This is a genomic window from Pseudomonas sp. B37(2017) (assembly GCF_002112885.1).
GTDB lineage: Bacteria > Pseudomonadota > Gammaproteobacteria > Pseudomonadales > Pseudomonadaceae > Aquipseudomonas > Aquipseudomonas paraglycinae.
Genome location: NZ_NEIX01000008.1, coordinates 287124 through 305217 on the forward strand (window position 1 = coordinate 287124; position 18094 = coordinate 305217).

Below are 18094 nucleotides of genomic sequence, written 5' to 3' on the forward strand. Positions count from 1 at the left end.
CAGTTTTGATTTGCAACCTGATTGGATAAAAGTCGGCGCAAAAAAAAAGATCGCAGACAGGCTGCGATCTTTCGTGAAGCGAAAATCAGGGGCGATCAGCGCAGGGTGTCGACCATGTCCGCGATGGTGGTCAGCACGTCTTTGCCCAGTTGCTTGGAGCGTTTGCCCGACCAGCCGGTGAGCGGGTTCGGCGCGTCATCGTGATCCTTGAACGGCATTTCCAGGGTCAGCGACAGGCAATCGAACTTCTGGCCGACGCTGTTGCAGGCTAGGGTCATGTTGGCCTGGCCCGGTTCGTCACGGGTGTAGCCGTACTTGGTCTGGAAGTCTTTGGTGGTGTGCTTCAGGTGGCTGCGGAAGTGCTCTTCGAGCTTCTCCAGGCGCGGGGTGTAACCCGGATTGCCTTCGCAACCGGCGGTGAACACGTGGGGAATTTCTTCGTCGCCGTGTACGTCGAGGAACAGATCGACGCCGTACTTTTCCATCTGCTGCTGTACGAAAAGCACTTCCGGGCTGATTTCCTGACTGGCGTTCTGCCAGGCGCGGTTCAGGTCCTGGCCCATGGCGTTGGTACGCAGGTGACCGTGGAAGGCACCGTCCGGGTTCATGTTCGGCACCAGGTACAGATCGGCGCTGGCCAGCAGTTTGTTCAGCACCGGATCGTCATGATGTTCCAGGCGTTCGATCACGCCTTCCATGAACCATTCGGCCATGTGCTCGCCGGGATGTTGCTGGGCGATGATCCAGATCTTGCGGCGACCTTCGGCGCCGGTGCCTTTGCGCAGCAGCTGGATGTCGCGGCCTTCGACGCTTTTGCCGGTGGCCAGCAGTTCGGTGCCGGCCTTGGTCAGCGCTTGCTCGATCAGCCAGTCATGACGGCCACGGCTGTAGGGTTCGAAGTAGGCGAACCAGGCGTGGGTCTGCTCGGCTTCGAGGCAGAAGCGCAGGCTGTCGCCTTCGAATTGGGTCGGAATGCGGAACCAGTTGACGTGGTCGTAAGAAGCGACCGCCTGATAGCCGGTCCAGGCTTTGTTGTAGGAGGATTGGCTGGCGTTGACCAGGCGGAACCAGTGTTCCTGATGAACATGCAGGCCGCTGGCCTTGAAGTGGAACCACTGGAAATGAGCGCTGCGGGTATCTGGCCGAATTGCCAGAACCGGGTTGAGCGGATTGCTGATGTCGATGACTTGGATGTTGCCGCTGTCGAAGTTGGCGCTGATGTCGAACGAAGATTTGGCCACGGTCATAATCGGTTCCTGAATATGATTTTTATGGCGGCTACTTTACACGCAAGACAGGGGTGAAACCGAGGGAAATTGCGGGTTGTGGCGGGGGGCGTCCTCCATGACGCGGATGCAGCTTAGTGGCTGTGCGATTGATTCTCAAGTGCTAATTGGCATTACTTTGCCCCAATGTGGCCGGGGTCTGCTTGCCAAGCAATATTCTTTTGATATTATCCGCGCCATCGAATTTGCGGCATCCAAAGACTTCATTAGCCTGAAGCCACAAGCCAGAAAACTGGCAAAAAAAAGACCCGGCAAAAAGCCGGGTCAAAAACCGTGATTAGCCTGATGAGGAGATAGTCCAGAAGACCGACCTAAGGTCTCTGGTCCATCGACTGATCTCGCGACCAGCTGCTTGCAATAATAATCATTATCATTTGCAAGTCAAATGTTTTTATCTGCGCGATTGGAAAATTCTTTCCCGTCCGTCCGAACTCCCGTCTTCAGCGAACCGCGCCATCGAGCGAGTGATCGACCATCGCCCGCGCCATGTCCACCATGTGCACGACCGAAAACGCGAGATCCCGACTCACGCCCTGCAAGCCGTCCGCCGCCTTGAACGCCGTAGCCGCTGCACATCGCAGCAGATCGGAGGCGTGGACCAGGGATTCTTCGCCACTCAGATTGCTGTTCACACCGAAAAAGCGCTCATCCACTTCCGGTTCTGACACAGCTGGTTTCAAGTAATAGTCCAACGCCCGTTGTGCAGCGGCGCACCCTTGCGGGGACGTGAAGGTGGTGTCCATTTGCAGGTCGGGCAAGTCTTTGCTGGTGATATTCATGGTGAAAGGTCACTCCTTGGTCGATTCAAATCCGTGACCCAAGCATAGTACTATCAGTATTTGTGACCAGAATTTAAATACTACAATATGTGTTTTGCCGGCCGCAGGCGTCCACGTATGGTGCCGCACATGGATAAATGGATTGAGTTGGTCAAGGCCAAAATGAGTGAGCTCAACGTCACTCAAGTCGAGCTCGGCGAGCGCGTCGGCATGTCTCAGGGCGGTATCGGCCATTGGCTGAACAAGCGTCGCGAGCCCGGCATCACGCAGATGAACCGCGTGCTGAAAGCGCTGGGCATGGAGTATCTCGAGGTCGCGGTGGTGATTCGTGAACCGCAGATCGATGCGGATGACGAAATGCCTCTGGCGCAGAAGTACAACCCTTACTTTCGCTATCCGGTCAGCGAGTGGAATGCGCCGGTCGAGGCCCGTGAGAACCAGCCAGCGTATTCGAGTGCCAAGGACAAGCGACGTTTCGAACTGACGGACTACCACGCCCGTGGCCCCGCGTTCTGGCTCACCGTGATGGGGAATGCGATGACTGCGCCCACCGGGCAGAGCATCGGCGAGGGGATGATGATTCTGGTGGATCCGGCGCTGGAAGCCGAGCCCGGAAAACTGGTGATCGCCCAGTGGCCGGACAGCGACGAGGCGATTTTCCGCAAGCTGATCGAAGAGGGCGGCCAGCGTTACCTGGTGCCGCTCAATCCGACCTGGCCGAAAGCCTTGTTGACCGACGAGTGCCGAATTATCGGTGTCGTGGTTCAGGCCACGGCCAAATACTAGTCAGATCGATCCTCGCCAGGCGTAGGATCGATCCACCTTTCACGCTTCTTCCAGTTCGACCAGTGCGCTGCCTTCGCTGACCATTTCGCCTTCCTGGCAATACAGCGCCTTGATCACCCCGGCGTGGGGCGCGCGGATGCTGTGCTCCATCTTCATCGCTTCCAGCACCACCAATTGAGCGCCGGCCTCAACCGATTGCCCGGCCTCCACCAGCACCCGCACGATGCTGCCGTTCATCGGCGCGGTCAGACCGCCCTGATGGCTGTGACTGGCTTCGACAGCGCTGATCGGGTCGTACGTTTCAACGCGTCGCAACTCGCCGTCCCATTGCAGAAACAGAACCTCTCCACGACGAATTGCTCGCAGCTGTCGACGCAGCCCATCGTGCTCGACCACCAGTTGTTCGCCGATCAGTTTTGCATTGCCGCCAGCACCGAGCGTCAACGCCCGATCCTGTCCCTCGCAACTCAAATGCAGAGTGATTTCACGGGGCAATCCGGCACGCAAACCGCTGTGAAGCGCCCAAGGCGAAGCCGGATCATCCGCCCGAGCCACCCCCGGCAGGCTCTGCGCAAAAGCCTGCGCCGCCGCCTCCCAGAACTCATCACTTAGCGCAGCAGGCGCTGGCAGCAACTGTTCCTGATAACGCGGAATAAACCCGGTATCCAGCTCGGCTGCCGCAAACGCCGGATGACCAATGATCCGTCGCAGGAAGTTGATGTTGGTCTTCAACCCACCAATCGCAAACTCATCGAGCATGCTCAGCAGCCGCAACCGCGCCTGCTCACGATCCTCGCCCCAGGCAATCAGCTTGCCGAGCATCGGGTCATAGAACGGCGAAATCTCATCGCCTTCCTCAACGCCACTGTCCACACGACGCCCCGGCCCTGCGGCGGATTCGCGGTACAGATCCAGACGCCCGGTCGCCGGCAGAAAATCATTCGACGGATCTTCTGCATACAACCGCACCTCAATTGCATGCCCGTTCAGCGGCACCTGATCCTGTGTGATCGGCAACGCTTCGCCACGTGCAACTCGAATCTGCCAGGCCACCAGATCGAGCCCGGTGATGGCTTCGGTGACCGGGTGCTCGACCTGCAACCGCGTGTTCATCTCCATGAAGAAAAACTCGCCACGTGCATCCAGCAGAAACTCCACCGTGCCGGCGCCGACGTAACCGATGGCCTGCGCCGAACGCACAGCCGCTTCACCCATCGCCCGACGCAGTTCCGGACTAAGGCCCGGTGCCGGCGCCTCTTCGACGACCTTCTGGTGCCGACGCTGAATCGAGCAATCGCGCTCGTTCAGGTACAGGCAATTGCCATGCTGATCGGCGAACACCTGGATTTCCACGTGTCGCGGCTTGAGCAGGTATTTCTCCACCAGCATCCGCGAATCGCCAAACGACGATTGCGCTTCACGCTGGGCGGAGGCCAACGCTTCAGCCAATTGACTGACGTCCTCGACCACCTTCATGCCTTTACCGCCACCGCCGGCGGTGGCCTTGAGTAGCACCGGATAACCGATGCGCTCGCAAGCATCGCGGAAGGTGTCCAGATCCTGGGCTTCGCCGTGATAACCCGGCACCAGCGGCACGCCGGCAGTTTCCATCAATGCTTTGGCGGCGGATTTGCTGCCCATCGCGTCGATGGCCGAGGCGGGTGGGCCGAGGAAAATCAGGCCGGCGGCTTCAATGGCGCGAGCAAAACCAGCGTTCTCCGACAGAAAACCATACCCCGGATGAATCGCCTGAGCGCCGCTGGCCTTGGCCGCTGCGATCAGTTTGTCGATTTGCAGATAACTGTCGGCCGCTTTGCTACCGCCCAGATCGATGCGAATATCCGCTTCACGGCTGTGCCGCGCTTCGCGGTCGGTGGCGCTGTGCACGGCGACGGTGGTCAGGCCCAGCGCCTTGGCGGTACGCATGACCCGGCAAGCGATTTCGCCACGGTTGGCCACCAGCAGGGTGGTGAGAACAGGTGCGCTCATCAACGCGGCTCCTTGGGGGTGGTTGCGGCTTGCCAGCTCGGCGGGCGTTTCTGCAGGAAGGCCCGCAAGCCTTCCTGGCCTTCCGGGCTGACACGGATGCGGGCGATGGCGTTTTCGGTGTAGCGGCGCAGGGCCGGGGTCAGCGCACCGTTGCCGACTTCACGCAGCAGATCCTTGCTGGCGCGCATGGCGGCGGGGCTGTTGAGCAACATGTTGTCGATCCATTGTTCGACTTTCTGTTCAAGCTCGGTCGCTGGATAGCTCTCGGACAACAAACCGATTTCCCGCGCCCGCTGCCCGCCGAAACGTTCGGCTGTCAGCGCATAACGCCGTGCCGCGCGCTCGCCGATGGCTTGCACCACGAACGGGCTGATCACCGCTGGCGCCAGGCCGATGCGCACTTCCGACAGACAGAACTGCGCGTCATCGGCGCCAATCGCCATGTCGCAGCAACTGATCAGCCCCAGCGCGCCGCCGAACGCCGCGCCTTGCACCACGGCCACGGTCGGGATTTTCAGTTTGGCGAGGTTGTACATCAGCTCCGCCAGTTCCCGGGCGTCGTCGAGGTTGGTGTGGTAATCGAGTTCGGCCGATTGCTGCATCCAGGCCAAATCCGCGCCGGCGCTGAAGTGTTTGCCACGTCCGCGCACCAGCAGGAAACGCAGGCTGGCGTCGCTGGCGACCTTGTCCAGCGCCAGGATCAGTTCGCGGATCATCTCGGCGTTGAACGCGTTGTTCTTTTCTTCGCGGCTCAGCCACAGGGTTGCGAAACCCCGTGGATCGCTCTGCAGTTCGAGGGTGTTGAAGTCGCTCATGAGGTTCTCCCGATCACATCCGGAACACGCCGAAGCGGCTCGGTTCGATAGGCGCGTTCAACGACGCGGACAAGGCCAGGGCCAGCACATCGCGGGTCTGCGCCGGGTCGATGACGCCGTCGTCCCACAGCCGTGCGCTGGAATAGTAGGGGTGACCCTGCTCTTCGTACTGGTCGAGAATCGGTTGCTTGATCTCGCTTTCCTGCTCGGCGCTGAACGCCTGGCCGCTGCGTTCGGCCTGCTCGCGCTTGACCTGAACCAGCACGCCGGCCGCCTGTTCGGCGCCCATCACGCCGATCCGCGCGTTCGGCCACATCCACAGGAAGCGCGGATCGTAGGCCCGCCCGCACATGCCGTAGTTACCGGCGCCGAAGCTGCCGCCGATGATGACGGTGAATTTCGGCACCTTGGCGCAGGCAACGGCGGTCACGAGTTTCGCGCCGTGCTTGGCGATGCCGCCGGCCTCGTATTTCTGGCCGACCATGAAGCCGGTGATGTTCTGCAGGAACAGCAGCGGAATCCCGCGCTGGCAGGCCAGTTCGATGAAGTGCGCGCCTTTTTGCGCGGCTTCGGCGAACAGGATACCGTTGTTGGCGAGGATCGCGATCGGGTAGCCGTGCAGGTGGGCGAATCCGCACACCAGCGTGGTGCCGAACAAGGCTTTGAATTCATCGAACACCGAACCGTCGACCAGCCGAGCAATTACTTCGCGCACATCGAACGGCTGCTTGGCGTCCGCCGACACCACGCCGTACAACTCATCGCTGGCGTACAGCGGCGCAATCGGCGCGCGCTGCTGCACTTCGCCGAGCTTTCGCCAGTTGAGGTTGGCGACACTGCGGCGGGCGAGGGCCAGGGCGTGCTCGTCGCTTTCGGCGTAATGGTCGGCAACCCCGGAAGTCTTGCAATGCACATCGGCCCCGCCGAGGTCTTCGGCGCTGACCACTTCACCGGTCGCGGCTTTCACCAGCGGCGGGCCGGCGAGGAAAATCGTCGCCTGATTGCGCACCATGATCGCTTCGTCAGCCATCGCCGGCACGTAGGCGCCGCCGGCAGTGCAGGAGCCCATGACCACGGCAATCTGCGGAATGCCCATGGCGCTCATGTTTGCCTGATTGAAGAAGATTCGCCCGAAGTGCTCGCGATCCGGGAACACTTCATCCTGACGCGGCAGGTTGGCGCCGCCCGAGTCCACCAGATAAATGCATGGCAGACGGTTTTGCTGGGCAATGGTCTGGGCGCGCAGGTGTTTCTTCACGGTCAGCGGGTAGTACGAGCCGCCTTTCACGGTCGCGTCGTTGGCGACGATCATGCACTCGACGCCTTCCACCCGACCGATCCCGGCAATCACGCCAGCGGCCGGCACGTCTTCGCTGTACACGGCGTGGGCGGCCAACTGACTGATTTCCAGAAACGGCGAGCCCGGATCGAGCAAGCGGTTGATCCGCTCACGTGGCAGCAGTTTGCCGCGCGAGGTGTGACGCTCCTGAGCTTTCGCGCCGCCGCCCTGGGCCACTTGGGCGAGCAGAGTGTGCAGGGCGTCGACCTGTGTGAGCATCGCCGCGCTGTTGGCAGCAAACTCCGCTGAACGGGGGTTGAGCTGGGTATGCAGGATAGCCATGGACAGCTCCGTTTAGCGGGTTTCGTTGAACAGTTCGCGACCGATCAGCATGCGACGGATCTCACTGGTGCCGGCGCCGATTTCGTACAGCTTGGCGTCACGCAGCAGACGGCCAGCCGGGAATTCGTTGATGTAGCCGTTGCCGCCGAGAATCTGGATCGCGTCCAGGGCCATTTGCGTGGCGCGTTCGGCGGTGTAGAGGATCACGCCGGCGGCGTCCTTGCGCGTGGTCTCGTTGCGCTCGCAGGCCTGGGCCACGGCGTAGAGGTAGGCGCGGCTGGCGTTGAGTTGGGTGTACATGTCGGCGACTTTGCCTTGGATCAGCTGGAATTCGCCGATGCTCTGGCCGAACTGCTTGCGGTCGTGGATGTACGGCACGATCAGGTCCATGCACGACTGCATGATTCCGGTCGGGCCACCGGACAGCACGACGCGCTCGTAATCGAGGCCGCTCATCAGCACTTTCACACCGCCGTTGAGCACGCCGAGGATGTTTTCTTCTGGTACTTCGACGTCATCGAAGAACAGCTCGCAGGTGTTGGAGCCGCGCATGCCGAGCTTGTCGAACTTGTTGCTGCGGCTGAAGCCTTTCCAGTCACGTTCGACGATGAACGCGGTGATGCCGTGAGGACCTTTTTCCAGGTCGGTCTTGGCGTAGATCACGTAGGTGTTGGCGTCGGGGCCGTTGGTGATCCAGGTCTTGCTGCCGTTGAGAACGTAGCGATCGCCGCGCTTATCGGCGCGCAGTTTCATCGAGACCACGTCGGAACCGGCGTTCGGCTCGCTCATCGCCAGAGCGCCAACGTGCTCGCCGCTGATCAGCTTCGGCAGGTATTTGGTTTTCTGTTCGTGGTTGCCGTTGCGGTTGATCTGGTTGACGCAGAGATTGGAGTGAGCGCCGTAGGACAACGCCACGGAAGCCGAGCCGCGGCTGATTTCTTCCATCGCCACGACGTGCGCCAGGTAACCCAGGCCGGCACCGCCGTACTCTTCCGGCACGGTGATCCCGAGCAGGCCCATGTCACCGAACTTGCGCCACAGATCGGCCGGGAACAGGTTGTCGCTGTCGATCTGCGCGGCACGCGGGGCGATCTCCTTGGCGACGAAGGACTGAACCTGATCGCGCAGCATGTCGATGGTTTCGCCGAGGGCAAAGTTCAGGGATGGGTAGCTCATGGGGCACCTTTTGGCTTTTTTGTAGGGTGGGGAGAAGGGCGTTTCAGTTCTCACCTTTACGTTAACGTAAGCCTGTGACGAATGGCTGTCAATCACCCTTTACGTTAACGTCAACTTGAGCGAGAGTAGAGCCAGTTCTGAATGGTCGGAGCTCATATGGCTCCGTTCCAACACCCACTAATAAAGACAATAGGGGTCGTCATGGATCAACCCAGTGCAAACCCGCAGCGCAGCTACACCCGCGGTTCCCAGGACAAAGCCTTGCTGGCGATGACCATCGGGCAGAAGTTCGACGAGACCGTCGCGCAGTACCCGGACGGCGAGGCGCTGGTGGTGCGCCATCAGCAGCTGCGTTACACCTGGCGGCAACTGGCCGACGCAGTGGATGTTCACGCCAGGGCCCTGCTGGCGTTGGGTTTGCAGGCCGGTGACCGGCTCGGCATCTGGGCGCCGAACTGCGCGCAGTGGTGCATCACTCAATTCGCCACCGCGAAGCTCGGCGTGATCCTGGTCAACATCAACCCGGCCTACCGCAGCTCCGAGCTCGAATACGTACTCAAGCAATCCGGTTGCCAATGGCTGGTCTGTGCGGGAGCGTTCAAGAGCTCCAACTATCACGGCATGTTGCAAGGCTTGCTGCCGGAACTGGCCGAGCAATCCATCGGCGAACTGCGCAGTGAGCGCCTGCCGGAGTTGCGTGGCCTGATCAGCCTCGATTCACAGCCGCCTTCGGGTTTTCTCCCGTGGTCGCAACTGGCAGATCTGGCCGCCAGTGTCTCTCCAGAACAATTGCGTGAGCGCAGCGACAGCCTGCACTTCGATCAACCGGTCAACATCCAGTACACCTCCGGCACCACCGGTTTCCCCAAGGGCGCAACCCTCAGTCACTACAACATCCTCAACAACGGTTACATGGTCGGCGAAAGCCTCGGCCTGACCGCTGCTGATCGGCTGGTGATCCCGGTGCCGCTGTATCACTGCTTCGGCATGGTCATGGGCAACCTCGGCTGCATCACCCACGGCAGCACCATGATTTATCCCAACGATGCCTTCGATCCGCTGCTGACTCTGAGCACCGTCGCCGAAGAAAAGGCCACCGCGCTGTACGGCGTGCCGACCATGTTCATCGCCATGCTCGATCAGCCGCAGCGTGCCGAGTTCGACCTGTCGACCCTGCGCACCGGGATCATGGCCGGGGCGACTTGCCCGATCGAAGTGATGCGCCGGGTCATCAACGAAATGCACATGAGCGAAGTGCAGATCGCCTACGGCATGACCGAAACCAGCCCTGTGTCCCTGCAGACCGGCCCATCTGACGAACTGGAACTGCGCGTCACCACCGTCGGACGTACCCAGCCGCAACTCGAAAGCAAAATCATCGACGAGGCCGGCAACCCGGTGCCACGCGGTACCATCGGCGAACTGTGCACCCGTGGCTACAGCGTGATGCTCGGTTACTGGAACAACCCGAATGCCACCGCCGAAGCTATCGACGCGGCAGGCTGGATGCACACCGGCGACCTGGCGAGCATGAACGACGAGGGTTACGTGTGCATCGCCGGCCGCAACAAGGACATGATCATCCGTGGCGGCGAGAACATTTACCCGCGTGAACTGGAAGAGTTCTTCTTCACCCATCCAGCGGTGGCGGACGTGCAGGTGATCGGCATTCCCTGCTCGCGTTACGGCGAGGAAATCGTCGCCTGGATCAAATTCCATCCCGGCCACAGCGCCACCGAACAAGAACTGCAAGCGTGGTGCAAGGAGCGTATCGCCCACTTCAAGACGCCGCGTTACTTCAAGTTCGTCGAGGAGTTTCCGATGACGGTAACGGGCAAGATCCAGAAATTCCGCATGCGCGAGATCAGTATTGAGGAGTTGCGCAGTAACGAGGGTTGAGGAGCAGATCTGTGGGGGCTTGGCTCCCACAGTGTCCTGCGGGATTTCGGAAAGCCAGACAGCACAAAGGGGAGCCGAAGCTCCCCTTTAATTTTGTCGTCGCGTGCTCTTTTTTATTATTGAGGGGCGGTCTGTTGTTGTTTTTGGCAACCGTGGCCCTTTACCGCTGTTTTTGGCGACCCCCATCCGGGGTCAAGAGCAAACGTATTTTTTTGAGCGCTGATCTGCTTTCTCGTCTAGCGATCCAACCGATTCGGGAGCTACCTGAAGGTAGTTTTATTGTTCTCTGCCCGGTTGCGGGTCATTCCGAGGAATACCCTGAAAAGCACACCTTCTCCAAAAAAATCTGTTAGCTGCGTCTCTGCCGTGTTGTTTTTGTTATGTCAGAGTCGGTACGTCTTATTTTTATTGGTTTGCTGCTTTTTATTCTTGTTATGCCATAGAGATAGCAGAAGCCGTGCCAACTTTTCAAAACCCTTGTAAATCAAGGGTTTGAGATTTTTGAAGGATTTTTCCTTCAGGCAAAACCAGACAATTTGTTTCCGTGTTACTCGCTTGTGCCCACGTTTCGCGCTCGGCGGTAACACCATCCCCTCACTGTGCGCTGCGAGCCTTGGCCACGCGCGAACCGGTCGGGCGACCCAGCACGGCGCTGATCTGCTGGCCGGCGGCAATCAAGGCGTCGAGGTCTATGCCGGTCTCGATGCCCAGGCCGTTGAGCAGGTACACCACGTCTTCGGTCGCGACGTTACCGCTGGCGCCCTTGGCGTACGGGCAGCCGCCGAGGCCGGCGATCGAGCTGTCGAACACCGCGATGCCTTCCAGCAGGCTGGCGTAGATATTGGCCATGGCCTGGCCGTAGGTGTCGTGAAAGTGGCCGGCGAGTTTCTCTCGCGGCACCTGCTTCGACACCACTTCGAACAGCCGGCGTGTGGCGCCTGCGGTGCCGGTGCCGATGGTGTCACCCAGCGACACTTCATAGCAGCCCATCGCGTACAGCTCGCGGGCCACCATCGCCACTTGTTCCGGCGCGACCTCGCCTTCATAAGGGCAACCCAGCACGCAGGAAACGTAACCGCGCACGGTAACGCCGTGCTGTTTCGCCGATTCCATGATCGGTGCGAACCGCGCCAGGCTCTCGCTGATCGAGCAATTGATGTTGCGCTGCGAGAACGCTTCGGACGCAGCCGCAAACACCGCGACTTCCTTGACCCCGGCCGCCAGCGCATCTTCAAAGCCGCGCAGGTTCGGCGCCAGTGCGCCGTAGGTCACGCCGGGCTTGCGCTGGATCTGCGCAAACACGTCGGCGGAACCGGCCATCTGCGGCACCCACTTGGGCGAGACGAAACTGCCGACTTCTATATAGCCAAGGCCGGCGGCACTCAGCGCGTCGACCAGTTGCACCTTGTCGGCGACGCTGATGGGCTGGGCTTCGTTCTGCAGGCCGTCACGCGGGCCGACTTCGATCAGGCGTACTTGGGAGGGGAGGGACATGGCGTTGACCTGCTCTTTTGAATTCGTGGAGAACCCTGTGGGAGCGAGCTTGCTCGCGATTGCGGTGGGGCAGCCAGCATCAATTTTGAATGTCAGACCGCATTCGCGGGCAAGCCCGCTCCCACAGGAGATGAATTGTGGCTGTTACTGCGCGACTTGCTGACTCTTGAGCGTCTGCTCCAGCGCCTGCACGCAGCGTTCTTCGGCGGTGTCGAGTTCCAGCTTCATCTGTTCGATGTCCAGCAATTGCTGCTCGAGCTGTTCCCGGCGTTCGCTGATTTTCGCCAGCATGCTGTTGAGTTGTTTGGTGTTACCGCTGGAAGGGTCGTAGAGCTCGATCAGCTCGCGGCACTCGGCCAGCGAAAAACCGATGCGTTTGCCCCGCAGGATCAGTTTCAGGCTGACCTTGTCGCGCGGCGAATAGATGCGTTCCTGGCCTCGGCGCTCGGGGCTGAGCAGGCCTTGTTCTTCATAGAAGCGGATCGCCCGGGTGGTGATGTCCAGCTCGCGGGCGAGGTCGGAAATGCTGTAGGTCTGGCTGCTCATGAAAGCGCTCGAAGAAGGGTCTTGGCGCTAAGCTAATGGCAGGTTGACGTTTACGTCAAGTAGCGGGCGCCTGCAGCTTGTCGAGCTTCTTCTCGTGCGCTGTCACTTGCTGGCACAACTCGATCATCTGCTCGCGCATCCAGCGGTTGGCCGGGTCCTGGTCGGTGCTTTCGTGCCAGTACAAATGGGTTTCCACCGGCGGTACATCGTTGACCGGCAGATTGAACGCATGCAGGTCATGGCGGCGGGCAAAACGCTCCGGCACGGTCATCACCATGTCGGTCTGCTGCAACACCTGGGACGCCATCAAGTAGTGCTGCGAGCGCAGGGCGATCTTGCGCTGGATGCCCATTTTGCCCAGCGCCAGATCGACGTGGCCCAGGCCACTGCGCCGGCTGGAAATATGAATGTGGGTCAGCGACAGGTAATCGTCGAGGGTGAATTTTTCCTTGGTCGCCAGCGGATGGCCCTTGCGCATTGCGCAGACGTAACGGTCTTCCATCAGCTTGACGTGGCGCACCTGCGGGTCGGTGTTGAGCGGCGCATCCACGGCAAAGTCGAGACGTCCGGCGGCCAGTTCCTTGGTGGTTTCCCGGCGCTTGGACAGGAAGCTTTCGATGATCACCGTCGGCGCCAGGCGGCGCAGGCGCTGGAACAGTGGCGGCAGAATCACCGCTTCGGTCAGGTCGGTCATGCTGATGCGGTAAGTCTTGACCGCTTGCGAGGGGTTGAAAATGCGGCTTTCCTGAACCGATACCCGCAGCAGCGACAATGCGTTGCGCACCGGGCCGATGATGTTCTGCGCCATGGGCGTCGGCACCATGCCCTGGGCGGTGCGGACGAAGAGCGGGTCGTTGAAGGTCTCGCGCAACCGTGCCAATGCGTTGGACACCGCTGGCTGGGTGATGCCGACAATCTGCCCGGCGCGGGTCAGGTTGGCTTCGGTGTAGATCGCGTCGAAGACGATGAAAAGGTTGAGGTCGACCTTGCTCAGATTCATTACGCGGCTCTCTTGTTATAGGTGCTTGTTATAGATGGATGGCGCGGGTCAGGGCGGCCAGGAAAATCAATCAATCATATATCGGTGATGAATGTTTATACACGCCGAGAATAGGCTAGGTAAATTATCAACGCTGTTCTAGCATCGATTGCATGACTTAAACAACCTGCCGAAAAAAGGTAATTGCTCATGGATTTCGCTTATTCGCCCAAGGTGCAAGAACTGCGTGAGCGCGTGACCGCGTTCATGGACACTTACGTTTACCCGGCTGAAGCCGTGTTCGAACGGCAGGTTGCCGAGGGCGACCGCTGGCAGCCGACCGCAATCATGGAAGAGCTCAAGGCCAAGGCCAAGGCCGAAGGTCTGTGGAATTTGTTTCTGCCTGAGTCGGAACTGGGCGCCGGCCTGACCAACCTCGAATACGCACCTTTGGCAGAAATCATGGGCCGTTCGCTGCTCGGTCCAGAGCCGTTCAACTGCTCGGCACCGGACACCGGCAACATGGAAGTGCTGGTGCGTTACGCCAACGAAGAACAGAAACAGCGCTGGCTCGAACCGCTGTTGCGCGGCGAGATCCGCTCGGCGTTCGCCATGACCGAGCCGGACGTTGCGTCCTCCGACGCCACCAACATGGCCGCCCGTGCCGTGCGCGATGGCGACGAGTGGGTGATCAACGGCAAAAAATGGTGGACCTCCGGCGCCTGCGATCCGCGCTGCAAGATCCTGATCTTCATGGGCCTGAGCAACCCCGACGCGCCGCGCCACGCCCAGCACTCGATGATCCTGGTGCCGGTCGACACCCCCGGTGTGAAGATCGTCCGTCCGCTGCCGGTGTTCGGTTACGACGACGCACCCCACGGTCACGCCGAAGTGCTGTTCGACAACGTACGAGTGCCGTACGAAAACGTTCTGCTCGGTGAAGGACGCGGCTTCGAAATTGCTCAAGGTCGTCTCGGCCCGGGCCGGATTCACCACTGCATGCGTTCGATCGGCATGGCCGAGCGTGCGCTGGAACTGATGTGCAAACGTTCGGTGAGCCGTACTGCATTCGGCAAACCGCTGGCGCGTCTGGGCGGTAACGTCGACAAGATCGCCGACTCGCGGATGGAAATCGACATGGCACGCCTGCTGACCCTGAAAGCGGCGTACATGATGGACACTGTGGGTAACAAAGTCGCCAAGAGCGAGATTGCGCAGATCAAGGTCGTGGCGCCGAACGTTGCGTTGCGGGTGATCGACCGGGCGATCCAGATTCATGGCGGGGCAGGGGTGTCGAACGATTTCCCGCTGGCCTACATGTACGCCATGCAACGCACCCTGCGCCTGGCCGACGGCCCGGACGAAGTGCACCGCGCGGCGATCGGCAAGTTCGAGATCGGCAAGTACGTGCCGAAGGAAATGCTGCGTAGCGGTCATTAAGACCGCGGCGCCTGCTATCGCGAGCAGGCTCGCTCCCACGGGTTCGCTGGTGTCCACATACTTTGTGTTCACTGGAGATCTAATGTGGGAGCGAGCCTGCTCGCGATGGGGCCTGCTCGTTCAGCGCATCAACATCAGATTCAGTAAACCCAAACCTCAACCCGCCGATTCTTGATCCTGCCTTCATCCCCGCTGTTGGTCGCCACCGGCATCAGCGCGCCAAACCCGCGCACTTCGCGCAATACCACGCCGTTCTTCACCAGTTCCCGCCGTACCGCCATCGCCCGCAGCTTCGACAGCAAATCCGCCCGCGCCGGGTCGTCCTTGGCGTCGCCGAATCCCACCAGTGTTACCGCGCGGTCGGTCTTGTCGTGGTGCTTTATATAGTCGAACACCCGAGCCAGATCCTGGCGGGCCTTGTTGTCGAGGCTGGCGCTGCCTTCTTCGAAACGGAAGTTCACCGTCAGACGCTGGGCGTGGCGGCTGAGGGATTGATAACCCTCGGGCATCAGCGCATTCGGCGTGACGGCGATGGCCTGCACGGTCTGGGCGATAAAACCGTTGGCCGCGACAATCGTCTGACCCCGACGGCTCTGCGCAAACTCCACCAAGGCCTTGGCCCACGGATTGTTGCTGTCGGGCGGCAGATAGAAGAACAGCCGCCGCGACAGCGGATAGTCTTCGGTGGCGATCAGGCTGGCGAGCGGCAGCATCGCCAGGGATTGCCCGTCGACAATCGCCACGGCTTTGGCCTGACGCACATAGGGCAGGCCGATGAAACCGATGGCCTGCGGGTCGGCACTGACGGCGTCGGACAACTGCTCGCTGGATTCAAACCGTTTCGCGGCATTGCTCAGCGATTTCCCACGACGGCTGAGGACAAGTTCCTTGAAGGTGTCGTAGGTGCCGGACTGATCATCCCGCGCATATAAATGAATTGTCCCACCCTTGCCGCCGACGTCTTCCCACGTCTTCGCCTCGCCGCTGAAGATTCGCGCCAGTTGTTCGGTGTTCAGTTGCACCAGCGGATTGTCGGGGTGAAGGATGATCGCCAGGCCATCGATGGCGATCACTTGCTCGGCGCCGGGGCTTTTCAGATCGCCCCGGGCTTGCAGGTTCAGCAGTTCGCTGTCCTTGATCGGGCGCGAGGAGGCGGCCAGATCGGCGCTGGAGTTCTTGAGTGCAGTGAAACCGGTGCTCGAACCGTGGGCGGCGATCTCCACCACGACCCTCTGGCCTTGGGCCGTCAGGCCGACGACCCGTTGTTCGTTGGCGGTGTCCGGGGTTTCGCTGTGGACTTTCAACAGTCCCTGGTCTTGCAACAGGCCTTCCACCAAAGCCGGACCGAGCGCCGCGCCAATGGTGTTGGAACCCTGGATGCGCAATACCGGGCCGTTCTCGGGAATGGGCAACGCCGCAACCGCAACTTGCAGCCAGGCACTCAGGAGAAAGACGAACAGAACACGCAGGGTCATGCCGGCACCGATTGCAGCCAAGGGGATTGCCGGGGAGATTAAGTCAAAGACGTTTCTGAAAAATGACAGCGCTCAAACTGTGGGAGCGAACTCCCACAGCGATTTGCGGTGATTGCGGTATCAGCTCAATTCCAGCCAGATCGGCGCATGGTCCGAAGGCTTTTCCATCCCGCGCAGTTCATAGTCGACACCGGCGGCTTTCACCCGTGGCAGCAAGCCATGGGACGCCAGAATCACATCGATCCGCAGACCACGCTTCGGCTCGTCTTCAAAACCACGGCTGCGGTAGTCGAACCAGCTGAACATGTCGGTCACATCCGGGTTCAGGTGACGGTAGCTGTCGGTCAGGCCCCAGTTTTTCAGGCGGGCCATCCACTCGCGCTCTTCCGGCAGGAAGCTGCACTTACCGGTTTTCAGCCAGCGCTTCATGTTGTCCGGGCCGATGCCGATGTCGCTGTCTTCCGGGGAGATGTTGACGTCGCCCATCACCACCAGCGGCTGTTCATTGTGGAACTGGCTTTCCAGCAGCGCTTGCAGATCACTGTAGAAGCGCTGCTTGGCCGGGAATTTGGTCGGGTGGTCGCGGCTTTCGCCCTGTGGGAAATAGCCGTTCATGATCGTCACCGGCACGCCGTTGGCGTCGGCAAAAGTGCCCCAGATAAAGCGCCGCTGCGCGTCTTCTTCATCGGTGGCAAAACCTTTATGAATGGCAATCGGTTCCTGGCGCGAGAGCAGGGCGACACCGTAATGGCCTTTCTGGCCGTGGAAATACACGTGATAACCCAGGGCCCGCACTTCTTCCAGCGGGAACTGGTCGTCGTGGACCTTGGTTTCCTGCAGGCCGATGACGTCCGGCTGATGCTTTTCGATCAGCGCCGCCAGCTGATGCGGGCGGGCCCGCAGTCCGTTGATGTTGAAGGAAACGATCTTCATGGTCGGCAGTCCTGGCAAAAGGGCGATGCTAGCTGACATGTAGGATCTGGGCCAGCGTGGCGGTAGTCCATATGCGCTGCTAATGTCTTTCGGGTGTGGGAACGATCCCTTCAGCCCAAGGCTCGTATAACAAGAACGGGGCCTGTTGAGTCCCGTCCAGGGAGAATCACCGTCATGCCTGAAACCCAAACCGCCATCGCCGACATCCACATGCTCGACCGCGGCTATTCCCGGGAAGCGCGATCCCTTCTTTATCAGGCTTACCGCCACGAGCCGACCTTCGCTTACCTGTTCGAAGCCGAGCGCCCGGGTTACGAGCAGCGGGTACGCGCCACGGTACGGGAGCTGGTCAAACAGCATTTCCTGCAGGATCTGCCGGCCATCGGCCTGTTGGTCAACGACCGCTTGATCGGCATCGCCCTGATCGCGCCGCCGCAACGTCGTTTGGGTGTTACCGAGAGCTGGGCCTGGCGTTTGCGCATGGTGTTGAGCACCGGTTTCCGTTGCACCCGGCGTTATCTGGAGTACCACGCCGCCGTCGAGGCCTGCGTGCCGACCGACTCGGTGCACATGCTGCCGCTGCTCGGTGTGCATCCGCAATTTCAGGGCAAGCATTTCGGCGAACAGTTGCTGCAAGCGGTGCACAACTGGTGCGCGGTGGACGAAAGCTCCCAAGGCGTGATCCTCGACACCGGCAACCCGCGTTACCTGGAGTTCTACAAGCGTCAGGGTTACGAGGAGATCGGCGAAGTGGCCGTCGGCCCGGTGCGCGAGCACGTGTTTTTCCACGCCAACCCGCAGGTGTTACAAACTGCAACGGGATAACCGTCGAACTTTTTCGGAAATTTCCTGTTCTATCACGCTCCCAAGCCCGTG

Annotated in this window: 16 protein-coding genes; 5 read left to right on the forward strand and 11 right to left on the reverse strand. The window is 60.5% G+C overall.

The genetic code is table 11. The annotated features are described in order from the left end of the window. Positions 1–95 precede the first annotated feature (95 nt). On the reverse strand, positions 96–1247 hold the full coding sequence (locus tag CAF90_RS20975; protein ID WP_007951522.1) for a M14-type cytosolic carboxypeptidase: 1152 nt from the start codon (positions 1245–1247) through the stop codon (positions 96–98). A 97-nt stretch (positions 1248–1344) separates the two neighbouring features. Here CAF90_RS20975 and CAF90_RS29330 point away from each other — a divergent pair, with 97 nt between their 5' ends. Continuing rightward, entirely contained in the window at positions 1345–1563 is a 219-nt protein-coding gene (locus CAF90_RS29330) for a hypothetical protein (RefSeq protein ID WP_139834507.1), read from the forward strand. Positions 1564–1726: 163 nt separating this feature from the next. Here CAF90_RS29330 and CAF90_RS20980 read toward each other — a convergent pair whose 3' ends face one another. Continuing rightward, on the reverse strand, positions 1727–2065 hold the full coding sequence (locus tag CAF90_RS20980) for a DUF6124 family protein (protein ID WP_007951520.1): 339 nt from the start codon (positions 2063–2065) through the stop codon (positions 1727–1729). 129 nt (positions 2066–2194) lie between these two features. Between CAF90_RS20980 and CAF90_RS20985 the strand changes: the two genes are divergently transcribed. Next, the gene (locus CAF90_RS20985) at positions 2195–2851 is read left to right on the forward strand and encodes a LexA family transcriptional regulator (protein WP_085608381.1); all 657 of its coding nucleotides are present in this window, start codon (positions 2195–2197) and stop codon (positions 2849–2851) included. A gap of 39 nt (positions 2852–2890) precedes the next feature. Here CAF90_RS20985 and CAF90_RS20990 read toward each other — a convergent pair whose 3' ends face one another. The 4 genes from CAF90_RS20990 to CAF90_RS21005 are packed head-to-tail and all read right to left on the reverse strand — an operon-like array spanning position 2891 to position 8452. After that, the gene (locus CAF90_RS20990; RefSeq protein WP_085608352.1) at positions 2891–4840 is read right to left on the reverse strand and encodes an acetyl/propionyl/methylcrotonyl-CoA carboxylase subunit alpha; all 1950 of its coding nucleotides are present in this window, start codon (positions 4838–4840) and stop codon (positions 2891–2893) included. Then, a complete protein-coding gene (locus tag CAF90_RS20995) occupies positions 4840–5655 on the reverse strand; it encodes a gamma-carboxygeranoyl-CoA hydratase (protein WP_085608353.1) in 816 nt (271 codons plus the stop codon). Before CAF90_RS20995 ends, CAF90_RS20990 begins: the two co-directional genes overlap by 1 nt. A 13-nt stretch (positions 5656–5668) precedes the next feature. Further along, on the reverse strand, positions 5669–7276 hold the full coding sequence (locus CAF90_RS21000) for a carboxyl transferase domain-containing protein (RefSeq protein ID WP_085608354.1): 1608 nt from the start codon (positions 7274–7276) through the stop codon (positions 5669–5671). 12 nt (positions 7277–7288) lie between these two features. Continuing rightward, positions 7289–8452, reverse strand: a complete 1164-nt coding sequence (locus CAF90_RS21005; protein ID WP_007951514.1) for an isovaleryl-CoA dehydrogenase — start codon at positions 8450–8452, stop codon at positions 7289–7291. Positions 8453–8653: 201 nt separating this feature from the next. On the opposite strand from CAF90_RS21005, the gene CAF90_RS21010 reads away from it, so the two are divergent. Continuing rightward, a complete protein-coding gene (locus CAF90_RS21010) occupies positions 8654–10351 on the forward strand; it encodes an AMP-binding protein (protein ID WP_085608355.1) in 1698 nt (565 codons plus the stop codon). A 594-nt stretch (positions 10352–10945) separates the two neighbouring features. Here CAF90_RS21010 and CAF90_RS21015 read toward each other — a convergent pair. The 3 genes from CAF90_RS21015 to CAF90_RS21025 form a co-directional block, all read right to left on the reverse strand. Beyond that, positions 10946–11845 carry a hydroxymethylglutaryl-CoA lyase gene (locus CAF90_RS21015; protein WP_007951509.1) on the reverse strand — a complete coding sequence of 300 codons (900 nt, stop codon included), beginning with the start codon at positions 11843–11845 and terminating at the stop codon, positions 10946–10948. A gap of 144 nt (positions 11846–11989) precedes the next feature. After that, positions 11990–12391 (reverse strand): MerR family DNA-binding transcriptional regulator, encoded by a 402-nt coding sequence (locus CAF90_RS21020; protein ID WP_007951507.1) that lies wholly within the window; start codon positions 12389–12391, stop codon positions 11990–11992. 55 nt (positions 12392–12446) lie between these two features. Beyond that, complete coding sequence (locus CAF90_RS21025) at positions 12447–13391, reverse strand: LysR family transcriptional regulator (protein ID WP_011334997.1); 945 nt, start codon at positions 13389–13391, stop codon at positions 12447–12449. Positions 13392–13580: 189 nt separating this feature from the next. Between CAF90_RS21025 and CAF90_RS21030 the strand changes: the two genes are divergently transcribed. Next, the gene (locus CAF90_RS21030) at positions 13581–14810 is read left to right on the forward strand and encodes an acyl-CoA dehydrogenase (protein ID WP_003223710.1); all 1230 of its coding nucleotides are present in this window, start codon (positions 13581–13583) and stop codon (positions 14808–14810) included. A 140-nt stretch (positions 14811–14950) separates the two neighbouring features. On the opposite strand, the gene CAF90_RS21035 is transcribed toward CAF90_RS21030, so the two are convergent. Together CAF90_RS21035 and xthA are read right to left on the reverse strand one after the other, a co-directional pair. Further along, on the reverse strand, positions 14951–16285 hold the full coding sequence (locus tag CAF90_RS21035; RefSeq protein ID WP_085608356.1) for a substrate-binding domain-containing protein: 1335 nt from the start codon (positions 16283–16285) through the stop codon (positions 14951–14953). Between the two features lie 120 nt (positions 16286–16405). Beyond that, complete coding sequence (gene xthA / locus CAF90_RS21040) at positions 16406–17218, reverse strand: exodeoxyribonuclease III (protein ID WP_007951504.1); 813 nt, start codon at positions 17216–17218, stop codon at positions 16406–16408. 174 nt (positions 17219–17392) lie between these two features. On the opposite strand from xthA, the gene CAF90_RS21045 reads away from it, so the two are divergent. Next, positions 17393–18043, forward strand: a complete 651-nt coding sequence (locus CAF90_RS21045; RefSeq protein WP_007951503.1) for an N-acetyltransferase — start codon at positions 17393–17395, stop codon at positions 18041–18043. Positions 18044–18094 lie beyond the last annotated feature (51 nt).